13 protein-coding genes are annotated in these 17,662 nt (G+C 64.2%); 6 read left to right on the top strand and 7 right to left on the bottom strand.

All coding sequences use genetic code 11. The features are described from left to right. The first annotated feature begins 123 nt into the window (after positions 1-123). The 4 genes from polA to H9638_RS08090 all read left to right on the top strand — a co-directional run bounded on the left by polA (position 124) and on the right by H9638_RS08090 (position 6,767). Positions 124-2,757, top strand: a complete 2,634-nt coding sequence (polA, locus tag H9638_RS08105) for a DNA polymerase I (protein ID WP_404799653.1) — start codon at positions 124-126, stop codon at positions 2,755-2,757. Between the two features lie 87 nt (positions 2,758-2,844). Beyond that, positions 2,845-4,155: a GNAT family N-acetyltransferase gene (locus H9638_RS08100; protein WP_191746685.1), complete on the top strand. Its 1,311-nt coding sequence runs from the start codon at positions 2,845-2,847 to the stop codon at positions 4,153-4,155. Between the two features lie 321 nt (positions 4,156-4,476). Then, entirely contained in the window at positions 4,477-5,949 is a 1,473-nt protein-coding gene (gene rpsA / locus H9638_RS08095; protein WP_191746684.1) for a 30S ribosomal protein S1, read from the top strand. A gap of 113 nt (positions 5,950-6,062) precedes the next feature. After that, positions 6,063-6,767 carry a hypothetical protein gene (locus tag H9638_RS08090; protein WP_191746683.1) on the top strand — a complete coding sequence of 235 codons (705 nt, stop codon included), beginning with the start codon at positions 6,063-6,065 and terminating at the stop codon, positions 6,765-6,767. 151 nt (positions 6,768-6,918) lie between these two features. On the opposite strand, the gene H9638_RS08085 is transcribed toward H9638_RS08090, so the two are convergent. The 7 genes from H9638_RS08085 to H9638_RS08055 form a co-directional block, all read right to left on the bottom strand. Then, a complete protein-coding gene (locus tag H9638_RS08085) occupies positions 6,919-7,950 on the bottom strand; it encodes a LacI family DNA-binding transcriptional regulator (protein ID WP_191746682.1) in 1,032 nt (343 codons plus the stop codon). 58 nt (positions 7,951-8,008) lie between these two features. After that, positions 8,009-9,466 carry a GH1 family beta-glucosidase gene (locus tag H9638_RS08080; RefSeq protein ID WP_191746681.1) on the bottom strand — a complete coding sequence of 486 codons (1,458 nt, stop codon included), beginning with the start codon at positions 9,464-9,466 and terminating at the stop codon, positions 8,009-8,011. Further along, the gene (locus H9638_RS08075) at positions 9,466-10,380 is read right to left on the bottom strand and encodes a carbohydrate ABC transporter permease (RefSeq protein ID WP_191746680.1); all 915 of its coding nucleotides are present in this window, start codon (positions 10,378-10,380) and stop codon (positions 9,466-9,468) included. The genes H9638_RS08080 and H9638_RS08075 overlap by 1 nt, the downstream gene beginning before the upstream one ends. Continuing rightward, positions 10,377-11,363 (bottom strand): carbohydrate ABC transporter permease, encoded by a 987-nt coding sequence (locus H9638_RS08070; RefSeq protein WP_191746679.1) that lies wholly within the window; start codon positions 11,361-11,363, stop codon positions 10,377-10,379. The genes H9638_RS08075 and H9638_RS08070 overlap by 4 nt, the downstream gene beginning before the upstream one ends. A 57-nt stretch (positions 11,364-11,420) precedes the next feature. After that, positions 11,421-12,743 carry an ABC transporter substrate-binding protein gene (locus H9638_RS08065; RefSeq protein ID WP_318241821.1) on the bottom strand — a complete coding sequence of 441 codons (1,323 nt, stop codon included), beginning with the start codon at positions 12,741-12,743 and terminating at the stop codon, positions 11,421-11,423. Between the two features lie 244 nt (positions 12,744-12,987). Continuing rightward, entirely contained in the window at positions 12,988-14,148 is a 1,161-nt protein-coding gene (locus tag H9638_RS08060) for a class I SAM-dependent methyltransferase (RefSeq protein WP_191746677.1), read from the bottom strand. After that, complete coding sequence (locus H9638_RS08055) at positions 14,133-14,807, bottom strand: YigZ family protein (RefSeq protein ID WP_191746676.1); 675 nt, start codon at positions 14,805-14,807, stop codon at positions 14,133-14,135. The genes H9638_RS08060 and H9638_RS08055 overlap by 16 nt, the downstream gene beginning before the upstream one ends. A 54-nt stretch (positions 14,808-14,861) precedes the next feature. Here H9638_RS08055 and coaE point away from each other — a divergent pair, with 54 nt between their 5' ends. Then, positions 14,862-15,485 carry a dephospho-CoA kinase gene (gene coaE, locus H9638_RS08050; protein ID WP_191746675.1) on the top strand — a complete coding sequence of 208 codons (624 nt, stop codon included), beginning with the start codon at positions 14,862-14,864 and terminating at the stop codon, positions 15,483-15,485. A gap of 73 nt (positions 15,486-15,558) precedes the next feature. Then, positions 15,559-17,637, top strand: coding sequence for an excinuclease ABC subunit UvrB (gene uvrB / locus H9638_RS08045; RefSeq protein WP_191746674.1), 2,079 nt, complete (start codon positions 15,559-15,561; stop codon positions 17,635-17,637). Positions 17,638-17,662 lie beyond the last annotated feature (25 nt).

Raw genomic sequence — 17,662 nt, 5'->3', positions numbered from 1 at the left:
CACGCAGCCCCTGTACCGTCCGGCGCCGCTCAATCCGGTGGCCCGGAAGCAACCGACGCTGCGCCGCTTGGCACAGTGAACGCATCCGGCCACAACCGCCTTCTCGTGATCGATGGCCATTCGATGGCTTTCCGCGCCTTTTACGCGCTGCCGGCGGAAAACTTCTCCACGGATACCGGGCAGCATACCAACGCCGTGTACGGCTTCACCTCCATGCTGATTAACCTGATCAAGAACGAGGAACCGACCCACATTGCCGTGGCGTTCGACCTGGATACTCCCACCTTCCGGACCGAGGAGTACTCCGAGTACAAGGGCGGGCGCAACAAGACGCCCGAAGAGTTCCATGGCCAAATAGACCTGATCATCAAGGTCATGGAAGCCATGCGCATTCCGACCATTTCCCTGGACGGCTATGAGGCCGACGACATCCTGGCCACGCTCTCCGAGCAGGCTGCGGACCGGAACTGGGACGTGATGGTTGTCTCCGGCGACCGGGACGCCTTCCAGCTGGTCAACGACCACGTCACCGTGTTCTACCCGAAAAAGGGTGTCTCCGATCTGCCGCGAATGGACGCTGCGGCAGTGGAAGAGAAGTACCTGGTGCCGCCGGACAAGTACTCCGATCTGGCCGCATTGGTGGGGGAGTCCGCGGACAACCTGCCGGGCGTGCCCGGCGTGGGGCCGAAGACCGCCGCCAAATGGATTAAGCAGTACGGCGGCCTCGATGGCATCCTGGAGCACCTGGATGAGATCAAGGGCAAGGTGGGGGATTCCCTCCGGGCCAACATTGAAGACGTCAAGCGCAACCGCCGGCTGAACCGGCTGCTGCGCGATCTGGAGCTTCCGGTAGACCTCGACGCCATGGCGGCCCGGCGCCCGGACCGTGACGCCATTGAGGAGCTGTTCGACGCCCTGCAGTTCAACGCGCTCCGCAAGCGCCTCTTCGACGTCTACGGCGAAGAGGAAACCGCAGCCGATCACCCGGAGCTGGTTCCCCCGGTACACGTTGTCCTCACCGGCGCCGAGGAGCTTCGTGGCTGGTTCGAAGCCACGAACCAGGCGCCCGCGGCCGTCCAGCTGGTCACCGAGGGGGCCGGTGAGGCACGCGATGCTGTGGGTTTGGCGCTGGTCACCGACAATGCGGCGGCCTTTATTCCGCTGACCGAAATCGATGCGGCAGCAGAGAAGGTGCTGGCGGACTGGCTGGCGGACAAGGACGCACCAAAGGTGGTGCACGACTTCAAGTCTGCCTACAAGCTGCTCGCCCGCCGCGGTCTGCACCTGGCAGGCGAGGTGGACGACCCCGCTATTTCGGGTTACCTGATCCAGCCGGATCGGCGCAGCTACGACCTCGCTGACCTCAGCCTGACCCACCTCAAACTCTCCCTGGACGCGGCTCCGGATACCGGGAACCAGCTGGAGCTGTCCCTGGAGGGCGAGGATTCTGCAACTCCGGCGGTCCGCAAGGCCTTTGCCGCGCTGCGGCTCAGTGAGCACTTCGCCGGCCAGCTGGTGGAGCGTGGCGCGAACCAGCTTCTCGGCGGCCTGGAGCTTCCGCTCTCCGAGGTGCTGGCCGAAATGGAGCTCGCCGGCATTGCCGTTTCCACGGAGAAGCTGGATGCGCTGCTGGACCAGTTCAGCTTCACTATCAACCAGGCCAAAGAAGAGGCCTTTGCGGTCATTGGCAAGGAGATCAATCTCGGTTCACCGAAGCAGCTCCAGGTGGTGCTTTTCGAGGAGCTTGGCCTGCCCAAGACCAAGAAAATCAAGACCGGCTACTCCACCGACGCCGATGCGCTGGCTGACCTGATCGTGAAGACGGGCGGCCATCCATTCCTGGCCCACCTGCTGGCCTACCGGGATGCTGCCAAACTGCGCCAGACGGTGGAAGGGCTGCGGAAGGCAGTGGCCGACGACGGCCGGATCCACACCACATATGCGCAGACAGTTGCCGCGACCGGCCGCTTGTCCTCGATCAACCCCAACCTGCAGAACATTCCCATCCGTTCGGAGGAGGGCCGGAGGATCCGTGAGGTCTTCGTGGTGGGCGAGGGTTACGAAACCCTGCTGACTGCTGACTACTCGCAGGTCGAAATGCGGATCATGGCGCACCTTTCCGGTGACGAAAGCCTGATTCAGGCCTTCCGCGACGGCGAGGACCTGCACCGGTTCGTCGGCTCGCACATTTTCGGGGTGCCGCCGGAAGAGGTCACCAGTGCCATGCGCTCGAAGGTCAAGGCCATGTCCTACGGCCTCGTCTACGGTTTGAGTTCCTTCGGACTCTCCAAGCAGCTGTCCATTCCCGTGGATGAAGCGCGGACCCTGATGCGCGATTACTTCACCCGGTTCGGCGCTGTCCGCGATTACCTGCGCGGCGTCGTCGAGCAGGCCCGCAAGGACGGGTACACGTCCACCATCGAAGGCCGGCGCCGCTACCTGCCCGACCTTGCCAGCACCAACCGCCAGCTGCGGGAAATGTCGGAGCGGGCGGCGCTGAACGCGCCGATCCAGGGTTCGGCAGCGGACATCATCAAGAAGGCCATGCTGGGCGTCGACGCCGAACTGAAGAAGCAGGGGCTGAAGTCCCGTATGCTGCTCCAGGTCCACGACGAACTCGTCCTGGAAGTAGCGCCGGGTGAACGGGAGGCGGCGGAAAAGCTGGTGCGGGAGCAGATGGCCGGTGCCGCTGACCTTTCCGTCCCGCTCGACGTCTCCGTTGGCTGGGGAGCCAGCTGGCACGAGGCCGGGCACTAGCCCGCAATAAGGCCGGCACAAAGCCGTCACAGAGCAAAAGCAGGACAATCAAACAGTGCATAAGCACGGCACAACGGGGGAGCAGGCATGGAACCAGGATCGGGTCTTCGCACGGAGAGGTTCCAGGCTGCGCTCTCCACGGTGGATCCAGGCAGCGCCGACAAGCGGACCGCTGACTGGTTCCAGGCCGTGGCCCTGGGGTTCCATGATGCGCGTTATGAGTCCAAGCACATCAGTGCGGTGGTCGAGGCCTACGGGCAGGACGGGCGCTGGCTGACGGGCGTGTACGACGACGAGGCGCCTGAGTACGCCTGGAACCCCGCAGCGCCGGTGGCTACCTACGCCACCATGACCCATGAGCTCAACACGGGCGGCGCACTGCTTCCAATCCACCAGATCACGTCTGTGACCGTGCGTCCGACTCACCGCCGGCGGGGAATCCTGCGGCAGATGATTACGTCCGACCTGAGCCGGGCCAAGGACGAAGGCTTCGCGGCCGCGGCGCTCACGGCCTCGGAAGCGGTGATCTACGGACGTTTCGGATTTGGCGTGGCGACCTCCGAACGGTCAGTGGAAGTAGACGCCCGCGGCCGGCTGGAACTGACCGTGCCGCCGTCGGGCACCGCCGCCGTCGCCGACCTGGCAAAGCTGGAGGCCTTGGCGCCGGAGATCTTCCGCGCACACCTGGAGCACACCCGGGGAGCACTCGGCCGCCAGGTTGGCTACGCCAAACGGGCGGCCGGTCTGTGGGGAGACCTGCCCGAACCCGAGAAGGACGTCCGGGCTGCGGTGCACTATGACCCGTCAGGCACGCCGGACGGCTACGTCTCCTATAAATTCCTCCCCTGGGAGACGGAACCGCATACCCTGAAGGTACTGGACCTGGTGGCCGCGGATGACACAGCCAGGCTGGAACTCTGGCGCTACCTCGGCTCCATCGACCTGGTGGAACGCATCAGCCAGGCCGCCGCTCCGGAAGCGGATCCGCTGCCCTGGGCCCTGGCTGACCGCCGCCGTTATGCCGTGAAAGCCCACGAGGACCAGCTGTGGGTCCGGGCTCTGGATCCTGCAGCCATGCTGCGGGCCCGCGGGTTTGACGCTGACGGAGCGCTGGTGCTGGCGATCACTGATCCGCTGGACCTGGCGTCCGGCCGCTGGCTGGTGCAGGTGGATGCCGGTGCCGCGGTTGTCACGGCGCTCAGTGCGGAGGATAAACCGCCGTCGGGTGTTCCCGTGGTGGAAGCGGATGCCGCGGCTTTCGGCTCGCTGTACCTGGGAAGCGTCAGCGCGCAGATACTCGCTGCTGCCGGAGGTATCCGTGGCAGCAGCGGCGCAGTCGAAGCGCTTGGGCGGCTGTTTGACGTAGCACGGGCACCCTACTGCAGCACGCACTTCTAGCCTGGAGCCGGTGCCTGGGGGCGGCGGTGGATTACGGGAATGTGCGCGCTTCTACGTGGCTGCCGAATTTTAGCTACGGGATTGTCCGCGCGGCTTTGACCTGACTTGGCGGCTGCGGCTAGACTAAACAGGCGCGTTACGCGTGCTGGTGAGATTCCTGTCGCAGGGACTCACCGCCGCAGACGGGCAACACAAATATTTACATTCTGTCCATCTCCGGACAACCAAGCACCGTCTTGAACCTGGTTTTTCCGGGTTGCACCCGAGCCGGTGGGAGCACATCCGGAATTACAACAACTTCCACATCGGAGTCCCAACTACATGACCATCACCACCACCGAGAAGTCCGGTACCCCGCAGGTCGCGATCAACGACATCGGTACTGCCGAGGACTTCCTCGCCGCAATCGACGCAACGATCAAGTACTTCAACGACGGAGATCTCGTCGAAGGTACCGTCGTTAAGGTCGACCGCGACGAGGTCCTGCTCGACATCGGTTACAAGACCGAGGGTGTCATCCCTTCGCGTGAGCTTTCCATCAAGCACGACGTTGATCCCGGAGACGTTGTCTCCGTTGGCGATCAGGTTGAAGCTTTGGTTCTCACCAAGGAAGACAAAGAAGGCCGTCTGATCCTCTCCAAGAAGCGCGCACAGTACGAGCGCGCCTGGGGCGACATCGAGAAGGTCAAGGAAGAAGACGGCGTCGTTACCGGTACCGTCATCGAGGTTGTCAAGGGTGGTCTTATCCTCGACATCGGGCTGCGCGGCTTCCTGCCCGCATCCCTCGTGGAGATGCGTCGCGTCCGCGACCTGGCTCCGTACATCGGCCAGCAGATCGAAGCCAAGATCATCGAGCTGGACAAGAACCGCAACAACGTGGTCCTGTCCCGCCGTGCCTGGCTCGAGCAGACCCAGTCCGAGGTTCGTTCCACGTTCCTCAACAAGCTGGAAAAGGGCCAGGTTCGTCCGGGCGTTGTTTCCTCCATCGTCAACTTCGGTGCATTCGTGGACCTTGGCGGCGTAGACGGCCTCGTCCACGTTTCCGAGCTGTCCTGGAAGCACATCGACCACCCCTCCGAGGTCGTTGAAGTTGGCCAGGAAGTCACCGTTGAGGTTCTGGAAGTTGACCTCGACCGCGAGCGTGTCTCCCTGTCGCTGAAGGCTACGCAGGAAGATCCGTGGCAGACCTTCGCCCGCACCCACGCCCTGGGCCAGGTTGTGCCGGGTAAGGTCACCAAGCTGGTTCCGTTCGGTGCGTTCGTTCGCGTCGAAGACGGCATCGAAGGCCTGGTCCACATCTCCGAGCTGGCAGTCCGCCACGTGGAGCTGGCCGAGCAGGTTGTCTCCGTTGGGGATGAACTGTTCGTCAAGGTCATCGACATCGACCTCGAGCGCCGCCGCATCTCCCTGTCGCTGAAGCAGGCGAACGAGGGCGTCGACCCCGAAGGCACCGAGTTCGATCCGGCTCTGTACGGCATGGCCGCAGAGTACGACGAAGCCGGCAACTACAAGTACCCGGAGGGCTTCGACCCCGAGTCCAACGAATGGCTCGAAGGTTACGAGACCCAGCGTGCCGCTTGGGAGCAGCAGTACGCTGACGCCCAGGCCCGCTGGGAAGCTCACAAGAAGCAGGTTGCCCAGCACAACTCCGAGGATGTTGCTGCTGCATCGGACTCCGTTGAGTCCAGCGCAGCCAGCTACTCCTCCGAGCCCGCTGCATCCGAGTCCGCTGCCGGTACCCTGGCATCGGATGAGGCACTTGCCGCACTGCGCGAGAAGCTGACCGGCAACTAATACCGGTTCCCGGTAGACGTAAGCCAACGTAAAGCGGGCCCCCACTTCGGTGGGGGCCCGCTTTTTCGTTGATACTGGGAGCTGGGAATCTACACCGATAAGACGGGGGATGTATGCAGCACCGGGACAGGCCGGACACGGATGAGCAGCTGGAGGCAGAGATCCGGCGCCGGGCCAGGACAGGTGCCGGGCAGCTGCGCCCGCCTCAGGCGGCTAACCTCGTTAACGGCGTCGAGGAAGCGGAGATGGAGCTGAGCTTCGACGAATTCGACGCCCTGCAGGACGCTGTCGGAGCGCTGCAGGAAGCCTATCCGGACTACTTCCGAGCGGCCCAGGCTGTCGCGAAGTCTGAAGCGGCAGCGGATATGGGCCGGTTCCGGGAATGGCGGAAGGAACAGCTTGCCCTCGCCCGGGCTGCGGACGGGCCCGCAGCTACCCTGGCTCCGTGGCTGCGCGTCGGAGGTGCCGCGCTGACCTTTGCCGGGATCCTGGCCCTCGGTGTCAACCTGATCGGCTATCCGGCCCTGCTGGTCTGGTGGGCCTTGTCGGTCGGGCTTCTCCTGCTGGGCGGCCGGTTCCTGAAGCGGCGCACCAGCCCGCTGTGGAAGGGCGTGTTCTCCGACCCCAAGTACACCTGCCGGACCGTGTGGTACGCCGCGGCCCAGGCAGCGGCAGTGGAACTCATCTGGCACTATGAGCCCGGTGCTGCCGTGCATGAAGAGGGCCTGCGGGAGCTGGAAGAGAACTGGGCTCTCCGTAACCGGAGCAGCATCCGCTATGCGAATGAGGACTACACCGGCATAACGGCGCTCCACTAAATCCTGGCAGGACTAAACCCTGGCAGGACTGTCCCCTGACAAGACTGATCCCTGGCAGGCCATACGCAGCCTGCCAGGGAATGGGCATACCTGCCGGCATTCCTGTCGGCGGACCGCCGGGCAGAACCCGACGGCCCGCCGCAGGGGAGCGCTAGGCGGAGTCCCGTACCACCAGCGAGGTGGGCAGCCGGCACACGCGGTGCGCCGGGCGCCCCTCGATCAGTTCGACCAGCATGTGTGCCATCTTCTCGCCCAGGTCCGAGATGGGATGGTGCACCGTGGTTAATGCAGGGGAGACACTGGTCGCGAAGAGATCATCGTCAAAACCAACGACGGCGATATCCTCAGGGATCCGCAGCCCATGCTCCTGGATGACGGCGTGGGCACCGGCAGCCATCTGGTCGTTCGCCGCGAACAGCCCGTCCAGCGGTTTCCCGCGCGCCAGCAGCCGCCGCATGGCAGCTTCGCCGGAAGCAACGGTGAAATCACCGTATTCAACGAGGGCATCATCCAGCCCCGCAGCCGCCAGCCCGGACCGCCAGCCGGCCAGCCGGTCCACGCCCGGCGGCATGTCCTGGGGGCCTGCGATCGTCGCTATGTTTCGGCGCCCGGTGGTGATGAGGCGCTGGACAGCTGCCAGCGCTCCCTCTTCGTTGTCCACCTCAACGTAGTAGCTGTCACTGGCGTTGAGCAGCGGCCGTCCTGCGAACACAATCGGCAGCGCGTCATTGAGGTGTTCCCAGGAATGATCGCCGCTGTGGTGGGAAACCACCAGGACGCCGTCCACGTTCCCGCCCATCAGGTACCGCTGGGTCTTGCCCGGGTCCGCTTCCGAAGAGGTCACCATGTTCAGCATGTACTCGGTGGAGTTCAGGTACTTGGCCACGCCCTCGACAACGGTCGCAAAGAACGGATCAGCGAACACCTTGGAGGTCGACTCGGGGACCAGCAGGGTGATCGTGTACGTTCGTCTGCTGGCCAGCGTCCGGGCAGCGCGGTTGGGAACGTAGTTCAGCGCACGCACTGCCTGCTCAACGCTCTGCGCCAGTTCCGGGGCCACCGACGTCGAACCGTTCACTACGCGTGAGACTGTCGCCCGTGACACACCGGCCAGCGCCGCCACCATCTCCAGTGTCGGCGCTGGCCGCGATTGGCCGGTTTCAATACCCACCGTGGTCTCCATGTACCGAAATCCGTTCCCCTCGTCCCGGGCCGGGCCGGGGTTTCCAGTCTAGTTTCATTCAGCCGACCGGCGCTGCAGCCGGCACTTCCGGCACCGGCGAGTTTCCGTTCCGGGCGGCAGCAGCAAAACGGCTGTACGCCAGGCCGCTGTCCTTAATGGTGCGGACCTGCGTCTGGTAGTCCACATGAATGATGCCGAAACGCTTCTCATAGCCCCAGGACCATTCGAAGTTGTCCAGCAGGGACCAGACGAAGTAACCCCGGACGTCAGCGCCCTGTTCGATCGCAGCACCGACCGCTTGGACGTGATCGAGGATGAACCGGGTGCGGTCGGCATCAGGCACGGTGCCTTCACCGCTGACGACGTCGTCGTAGGCGGCGCCGTTCTCGGTGATGTAGAGCGGCGGCAGCTCCGGGTACTCCTGGCTGAGGCGCACCAGGAGTTTCCGCAGCCCGTCAGGGTTCACTTCCCAGTTCATCGCTGTCCGCGGCAGGCCGCGTGAAGGGAACGTGATGTGCTCGGCGCCGACCCAGGGGGAGGCCTTCGGGCGGGCGCCGCCGCCGCCGTGTCCGTCGGCCCCGGACGTATCCGGGTGGCCGCTGATCAGATCGTCGTGATAGTGGTTGACGCCCAGGAAATCGATAGGTGCGCCGATGGTCTCCATGTCGCCGGGCCGGATCAGGTCATGAAGCCCAAAGGGCTCCAGGTCCTTGAGCGAGTCCTCGGGGTACGCGCCGCGAAGGATCGGTTCCAGGAAGATCCGGTTCTGCAGGGAGTCGAAGAGACGCGCTGCCTCGCGGTCCACGGGGTCTGCAGGATCCCGGGGGATGGAGTTGCTGAGGTTCAGCGTTATGCCGATCTGCTCGGCACCGAGCTCCCGCAGTTCCGTGACCGCCATTCCATGTGCCAAATGCTGATGGTGGACAGCGGCGACGGCGGCCCGGGGGTCCTGCCGCCCGGGGGCATGAACCCCTGATCCGTACCCCAGCAGGGAGGAGCAGAACGGCTCGTTGAACGTCGTCCAGTGCCGGACCCGGTCGCCGAGTGCAGCGTAAACGTCCTGTGCATACTCCGCGAACCGGTACGCCGTGTCCCGGTTCGCCCAGCCGCCGGCATCCTCGAGTCCCTGGGGCAGGTCCCAGTGGTAGAGGGTCAGCCAGGGAAGGATCCCGGCCTCCAGCAGCTCGTCCACCAGACGCGAATAGAAGTCCAGGCCCTTGGGATTGACATCCCGTCCGCCCGGACGGATCCGCGCCCAGCTGGTGGAGAACCGGTAGGAATCCAGGCCGAGCTGCTTCATCAAGGCAACGTCCTGCGGCATCCGGTGGTAGTGGTCAACCGCGGTGGCGGGGGTGTCTCCGTTGAGCACATTGCCGGGGATGCGGGCAAAGGCGTCCCATACCGAGTCTTCCTTGCCGTCTTCCCAGGCTGCGCCCTCCACCTGGGCTGCGGCCGTGGCCGATCCCCAGATGAAGCCAGGCGGAAAATTGTCTGTGGTGGGGGTGTTCTTCGTCATTAGCCCTTCACTGCTCCCTGCATAATTCCTGAAATAAGTTGTTTGCCCGCTGCCACGAAGAGAATCAGCAGCGGAACTGTTGCCAGCACGGCACCGGTCAGGACGATTGAATAGTCCACGTAGCGGGCCGACTGCAGCTGGCTGAGTGCCACCTGCAGAGTCGGATTGTCTGCCAGCACGAGCATGGGCCACATAAAGTCGGTCCACGCCGTCATAAAGGTGAACAGCCCCAGGATGGCCATGGCGGGCCGCGCCGCCGGCAGAGCCACATGCCGGAAGGTTCCAAGCATGCTGGCACCGTCCATCCGGGCGGATTCGATCAGTTCATCGGGGATGACATCCACCAGGTACTGGCGCATAAAGAACACGCCGAAAGCGGTCACCAGCCCGGGTACGATCACCGCGCCCAGTTCACCGGTCCAGCCGAGTTTCTGCATCACCATGAACAGCGGAATGATGCCAAGCTGCGTGGGGATGGCCATGGTGGCAATGACCGCCACCATGAGGACCCCCCGTCCCCTGAACCTGAGCTTTGCAAAGGCGTAGCCTGCCAGCGTGGAGAAAATCACCACGGAGACGGTTATGGTGCCGGAAATAATCAGGCTGTTGGCGAGCGCCTGCCAGAACGGCACGGTGTTTACGACCTCGGCGACGTTGCTCCAGAACCTTCCGCCCGGCAGGAGGGGAGGCCATTCCTGCCCAAGCGCGGGATTTCCGTTACTGCCAATGAGAACTGACCACCAGAGAGGGTAGGCGGAGCAGAACAGGAAAACCAGGAGGATCCCGTAGGTCAGGAACCCGGGACGACGGCCGCTGCCGAAGGACTGCCCCGTGCGCCGTTTGCGGATCGGCTTCCCGGCCCCTGACCCCGTCCCGGTTCCTGGGATTGCCCGGGCTCGCTGTAGGACACTCATGACTTTCTCCTTGAGGCACGTGGCCGCTGGGAATCCCCGGTGGCGATCCGCTTGGAAATAAGGAAGTTGACCATGCCCACCAGCACAATGATCAGGAACAGCAGCCAGGCCACGGCTGAGGCCTTGCCAAAGTTCTGTCTCTGGAAGCCCATATCCCACAGGAACAGCACTGTCGTCTGGAACTGGCCTTGGATACCGCCGGCATTGACCGGGTCGAACAGCTTGGGCTCAGCAAAGATCTGCAGGCCGCCGATGGTGGCAGTAATGATCACGAAGATCATGGTGGGGCGGATACTCGGCAGTGTGATGCTGAAGAACCGCCGGAAGGCGCCGGCGCCGTCGATCGCTGCCGATTCGTACAGATCGCGGGGGACGGCCTGCATGGCGGCCAGCAGGATCAGTGCGTTGTAGCCGGTCCATCGCCAGTTGACCATGGTGGCAATCGCAATGTGACTGGGCAACGTGCCGTTCTGCCACATAATCGGATCGACGCCGAAGTTGCCCAGCAGATTGTTGAGCAGGCCGTTCTCCTCGGAGAACATCTTGGAGAAGATCAGCGCCACCGCCACGGGCGTGACAACGTAGGGCAGCAGCACCGACATACGCCAGAACGTCTTGGCCCGCAGATGCTGGTCAAGGATGGCCGCCAGGAACACCGCAACTACCAGCTGGGGAACCGCGGAGAGGAGGAAAATCGAAAAAGTGTTGAAGAGCGAGCCCCAGAATCGGGTGTCGCCCAGCACGCTGGCGAAATTCTGCAGCCCGACAAAGTCACCCTGTCCCTTGAGCAGGTGCCATTCGTGCAGGGATACCCAGAAGGTATATACCAGGGGGAACAGGCCGGTAATGCCGAAGAGAATAAAGAACGGTGAAATGTAGAGGTAAGGGGACGCCTTCATATCCCATTTGGAAAGGCGTTGGCGGAACGTTTTCCGCGGCTTAACCGGTTTCTTCTGGACAGGCCGGTTCAGTGTGGCGGTCATGGCAGACTCCCGTGCTCCGGGCGGGGCCCCCCGAAGGAGGCCCCGCGTGCGGTGCTGCTAGTTGTTGATGACCAGGTCGTTGAGGAGCTGCAGTGCCTTCTCCCATGCCTGGTCCGCGTTCGCGGTACCTGTCTCCATGTCATCGATGGCCGGGCCAAAGACTTTCTCCTGGATGACTGAATCGTCCGGCCCCTTGAACTGGGCCTCTACGCCTTCGGCGCGCGAGGCCAGGATGGCTCCGGTGGGGGCGTCGTTGAACCACTCGTTCGGAGTTGCATCAGAGGCAAGCTGTTCCTGCGCCTCAAGGGTGCTGGGGAAGTTGCCCGCTGCTGCGGACTGCTTGATCTGCTGCTGGGGGTCCGTCAGCCAGGCGGCGAGCTTGGCAGCTTCCTCCTTGTGGTCCGAGGTTTCCGGCACCGAGAGGAAAGCACCGCCCCAGTTTGACGCACCGCCGGGGAACACATCTGCAAAGTCCCAGCCGCTGTCGGTGGAGCCGCCTGCGGTTTCAATGCCGCCCTGGATATTTCCGAGCATCCAGCCGGGGCAGACCATGGTGGCGAAAGTGCCGTCGAGGAAGGACTGTCCGTTGTTCCACTTCCACTCTTCCTGGTTCGCAGACAGGCCGTCATCAATCGAGCCGGAGAGCATCTTGAAGTTGGCGATCATCGCATCATTGCCCTCGATGTTCAGCTCACCGTCCTTCGTGTAGTAGCCCTCCTCCATCTGATTCACCATGGAGTTCCACACGAAGCCAGCCTGGTCGAACCAGGCTTTTCCGCTGGCATCCTTGTACTGGTTACCGACCTCGAAGTACTTCTCCCACGTGGCGTCTGCTCCGCCCAGGAGTTCGGCGACGGCGTCGCGGTCACTCGGCAGCCCCGCGGCTTCGAACAGGTCACCGTTGTAGCAGATGCCCTGCGGTCCAATGTCGGTGCCGTAGCCGATGACGCGGCCATCAGGATCGGTGCCCTGCTTGTACTTCCAATCGACCCAGTTGTCCTTGATGTCCTCTGCGCCATATTCATTCAGGTCCACGAACTTGTCCGAGACCTCCATGATGGCGCCGAGCCAGCCCTCTTCGATGGCCACCACGTCGCTGACGCCTGAGCCGGCGGCGAGCTTCGTGAAAAGGTCGGTCCGTGCGTTGCCGCCGGTGTCGATGTTGTTGGCCTTGATGGTGATGCCCGGGTTGGCGTCTTCGTATTCCCCATAGAGATCTTCGTACCCGAAGGTGCCGAACGTGGTGACGGAGAGTTCAATCGGGTTGTTCTCCGAGGCGGGCTCGCTGCTGTTGCCGCTGCTGCCTCCGCAGCCGGCGGCGAGCAGGGCAACTGCCGCAGCACCTGCCACCACAGCTGCTGAATGTCGGAACTTTTTCACGGTCACTCCTTTGTGTGTGTCTTGCCGGTTCATATCCCGGGGGAGGACCGTGCCGAGTGGTAACTGGGCTTGTCCTGGGACGGGACGCTAACTGTGGATCTATCCAAAGAGCCCGTCGCGGTCCAAGCTGCCGAACCGCCCAGAGAGCGCTCTCTGATGTTGCTGAGAGCCTAGGTGTGACGGGCTTCACTGTCAAGAGAGCGCTCTCTGAACTTTTCCCGAACGTTATACGGCGGGGCGGAAACTAGCGCGCGGTGGACACCGTGACCGTGAATTTCGGGTTGCGCGCAACCTGCCGGGTGGGCCCCACCAGGCGGTTCAGTGCAGGCTTGTAGGCGAGGTGGCTGTTCCAGACCGTCCACAGTTCGCCGCCGGGCTTCAGGACCCGGGCGGCGTCCGCAAAGAGTTTCAGGGCAATCCCCGCATGGACAGTGGCACCGATATGGAACGGAGGATTCAGCACCACCAGTTCCTGGGAGGCATCACTGAGCCAGCTCAGGGCATCAGCCCGGCGCACGACGGCGTTTCCGGCGACGCCGTTCGCTTCCAGTGTCAGGGCAGTCGAGGCAACCGCGGCCTCCGACTGGTCGGAGGCCAGGACGCGTACCTCCGGCCGGGTCAGGGCAAGGTAGGCGGCGATGGCTCCGTTTCCGCAACCCAGGTCCACCACTTCCGCCGCGGGCCGTGCCTGCGCCAGATGCGGAAGGAGGAAGCGTGTACCAGGGTCGAGCGCAGCGCCGCCGAAGGCCGCGCCGCGGGCCCGCAGCTGGAGCGGAACCGGAAGCCCGACGTCGTACGCAGCGGCCAGCGGAAAGCGCGGTTCCGGGCGCTCCGTTTCGGGCAGGGGAACGGACACAGTCAGGACCCGGGACTTCTGCCGCCCCAGTCCCGCAGTGACGGAGCCAAAGTACCGGCCCAAGACGTCATTCATGGCGGTGGTCATGTGCTTGACCCGCCCGCCCGCATAAATGCATACCTCCGGGTGTGCGTCCCGGGCAATGACGGCCGCAATCTCCTCCAAGGCATCCAGAGACCGCGGCAGGCGCAGGAGGACCAGCCGGGCGCCGGCCACGAGGCTGCGGTCCAGCCCATGGTGCGAGTAGGTGTCCCCGAGTCCCAGGTCCCGGGCATTGGCGTCGAGGGCAAGTTCCCCGGAGAGCGGATCCTGCTGGACCCGCAGTCCGTGGAGGCCGTGCAGGGCCGCGGCCCCCAGGGTGAGGGCACCGTAGGCATCCCCGATCACGCTGACCGTGCCGGATTCGGCAGCTGCCAGATCATCCGCAGCCGTATCCAGCAGCAGCCGGTCCGCACTGTCGTAGGCCTGGAGATTCTCAGCCTCAACGTCGGGGGCACGGCCGAGTACATCGAAGGCGAAAGGTGCAGCGGATGTCACAGGTCGATCCATTCGGTAGCGAGGGGTTCGGCGGCGGACCCGCCGGCGGTGAGGGACGCCAGCCGGTCCAAAAAGGCATCGGCGCCGCCGGGGACGTCAGGCAGGGCTACGGTGATGCTGGCTCCGCCCGGGCCGTAGTCGGTGCCTCTGATGCTGTATCCAGCGCTCCGCAGCTCATTCTCCAGCCGCCCGGCATTGGCATGGTCCGCCGACACCGCATAGAGCTGCATGCGCCTGCGCTGGAGCAGGGGAGCGGTGGCAAGCGCCTGGGACACCGACGCGGAGTAGGCCCGCACCAAACCGCCGGCGCCCAGGAGAATCCCGCCGAAGTAGCGGACGGTGACGGCGGTGATGTCGCTCAGATCGGCAGCACCGTCAAAGGTCTCCCGTTTGGTCAGGGCTTCCAGCATGGGAATCCCGGCGGTCCCGGAAGGCTCGCCGTCGTCATTGGAGCGCTGAACAGACCGGTCCGGACCAAGGACAAAGGCGCTGCAATGGTGCCGCGCGTCGTGGAATTCCCGGCGCAGCTGCGCCACCAGTTCACGGGCCTGCTGCTCGGTTTCCGTCCGCCGCAGCACCGTGATGAAGCGTGAGCGCTTGATTTCGAGTTCGCTGCGGTGCTCCCCGGCGATGGTTGTGTAGCGCCCCGCCGCCGCGTCGAAATCACTCACAGTTCCAGTCTAGGTGCCGTCCCGCCCACCGGGCTTCCGGGTAGGGTGGGAGCCATGCTCAAGGTTGGACTGACCGGCGGGATCGCTGCCGGCAAATCGCTGGCCGCCCAGACCCTGGCGGACTGCGGTGCCGTGCTTATCGACGCCGATGCGCTGGCCCGCGAGGTGGTCGCTCCAGGGACTGAGGGACTTGCCGCCGTCGTCGGCGCCTTTGGTCCGGAAATACTGGCCGGCGACGGCACGCTTGACCGGGCTGCCCTGGCGGCTGTGGTCTTCGGAGACGATGAACGGCGCGCTGTGCTCAACGGCATCGTTCATCCGCTGGTGCGCGCCCGCGCCGCCGAGCTGGCGTCCCAGGTTCCCCGGGACGGGATCCTGGTCCAGGACGTCCCGCTGCTGGTGGAGACCGGGCAGGCGGGGAATTACGACTTCGTCCTGGTGGTCGAAGCCCCGGAAGAGCTGCGGATGGAGCGTATGATCCGGGACCGCGGCATGGATCCTGCCGATGCGCAGGCGAGGATCGCCGCCCAGGCGACAGCCGCACAGCGGGCCGCGGCAGCCGACGTCGTGCTCAATAACACCGGCACCCCTGATCAGCTGGTGGCGGCCGTCAAGGAGCTTTGGGAGAAGCAGCTGGTGCCCCTGAACGAACAGCGGCTGCGGGCTGACCGGGCGTAGCCGGGGCAGCCATGGCGTTATGCCGTGAGCAATACGGACAAGAGCTGACCGCATCCCGGAGTAGCGTTAAACCATGAGTCTTGCGCAGGACATCAATCGTGTTGTTGCTCCGTTCCGGGTGGTCAGTGACTACTCACCTGCCGGTGACCAGCCGACGGCCATCAAGGAACTGGCCGAACGCATCAACGCCGGCGAAAAAGACGTCGTCCTGATGGGCGCCACGGGTACCGGTAAAAGCGCCACCGCGGCCTGGCTGGTGGAGCAGGTGCAGCGGCCCACCCTGGTGATGGTCCAGAACAAAACCCTGGCGGCCCAGCTGGCCAACGAGTTTCGGGAACTGCTGCCGAACAACGCGGTGGAATACTTCGTTTCCTACTACGACTACTACCAGCCCGAAGCGTACGTCCCGCAGACGGACACCTTCATTGAGAAGGACTCCTCCATCAACGAGGAGGTGGAGCGCCTGCGTCACTCGGCGACCAACGCCCTGCTGACCCGGCGCGACGTGATCGTGGTGGCAACCGTGTCCTGCATCTACGGTCTCGGCACGCCTGAAGAATACATCCGCGGCATGGTGACCCTGCGCCGCGGCATGGAAATGAACCGCGACGACCTGCTGCGCCGCTTCGTGTCCATGCAGTACGTGCGCAACGACATGGACTTCCACCGCGGCACCTTCCGGGTCCGCGGCGACACCGTGGAGATCATCCCGATGTACGAGGAACAGGCCATCCGGATCGAGTTCTTCGGCGACGAAATCGAGAGTATCCAGACCCTGCATCCGCTCACCGGGGACCTGATCCGCGACGAAGAGGAAATGTACGTCTTCCCCGCCTCGCACTACGTTGCCGGACCGGAACGGATGAACCGGGCCATCACCGGCATCGAGAACGAACTGCGTGAACGCCTCGCCGAGCTCGAAGGGCAGAACAAGCTCCTCGAAGCGCAGCGGCTGCGGATGCGCACCACCTATGACCTGGAAATGATGCAGCAGATGGGCTTCTGCAACGGGATCGAAAACTACTCACGCTGGATCGACGGCCGCGGGCCGGGCACAGCACCGCACTGCCTGCTGGACTACTTCCCCGATGACTTCCTGCTGGTGGTCGACGAATCCCACGTCACGATTCCGCAGATCGGTGCCATGTACGAGGGGGACATGTCCCGCAAGCGGACCCTCGTGGAGCACGGTTTCCGGCTCCCGTCGGCCATGGACAACCGGCCGCTCAAGTGGGATGAGTTCCTGGAGCGGATTGGCCAGACGGTCTATATGTCCGCAACACCGGGCAAGTACGAGCTGGGCAAGGCCGACGGTGTGGTGGAGCAGATCATCCGTCCCACCGGCCTGGTTGACCCGGAAGTCGTGGTTAAGCCCAGCAAGGGCCAGATCGATGACCTGCTGGCGGAGATCCGGACGCGGACCGAGAAGGACGAACGTGTTCTGGTGACCACCCTGACCAAACGCATGGCCGAGGACCTCACCGGCTATCTCCTCGAGAACGGCGTCAAGGTCGAGTACCTGCACTCCGACGTCGACACCCTGCGCCGGGTGGAGCTGCTGCGCGAACTGCGGCTGGGCACCTTCGACGTCCTGGTGGGCATCAACCTGCTCCGTGAAGGCCTGGACCTTCCGGAAGTCTCCCTGGTGTCCATCCTGGACGCAGACAAGGAAGGCTTCCTGCGCAGCTCGACCTCCCTGATCCAGACCATTGGCCGAGCGGCCCGTAACGTCTCCGGCCAGGTCCACATGTATGCCGACCGGATCACCGATTCCATGGCGCATGCCATTGATGAAACCAACCGGCGCCGGGCCATCCAGGTTGCCTACAACAAGGAGCGCGGTGTGGACCCGCAGCCCCTGCGGAAGCGGATCGCGGACATCACCGATTCACTGGCCCGCGAGGACGCGGACACCAAGGCGCTGCTCGAAGAGACCGCGCGCAAGAAGACCAAGGGTAAGGCCAAGAACGTCCGCCGGGACGGGCTGGCCGCTGCACCTGCCGAGGACCTGGCCGGACTGATCGAGCAGCTCACGGAGCAGATGCACGCGGCGGCAGGGGAGCTGCAGTTCGAACTGGCCGCCAGGCTCCGTGATGAGGTAGGCGACCTCAAGAAGGAACTGCGCCAGATGCAGAACGCCGGGCACGCCTGAGATAGACTGCTTGGCGTCGGTGGGG

This window comes from Arthrobacter pullicola (assembly GCF_014836875.1).
Lineage (GTDB): Bacteria > Actinomycetota > Actinomycetes > Actinomycetales > Micrococcaceae > Arthrobacter_B > Arthrobacter_B pullicola.
Note: the sequence above shows the minus strand (reverse complement) of the source record. Positions and strands in the feature narration are given on the sequence as shown.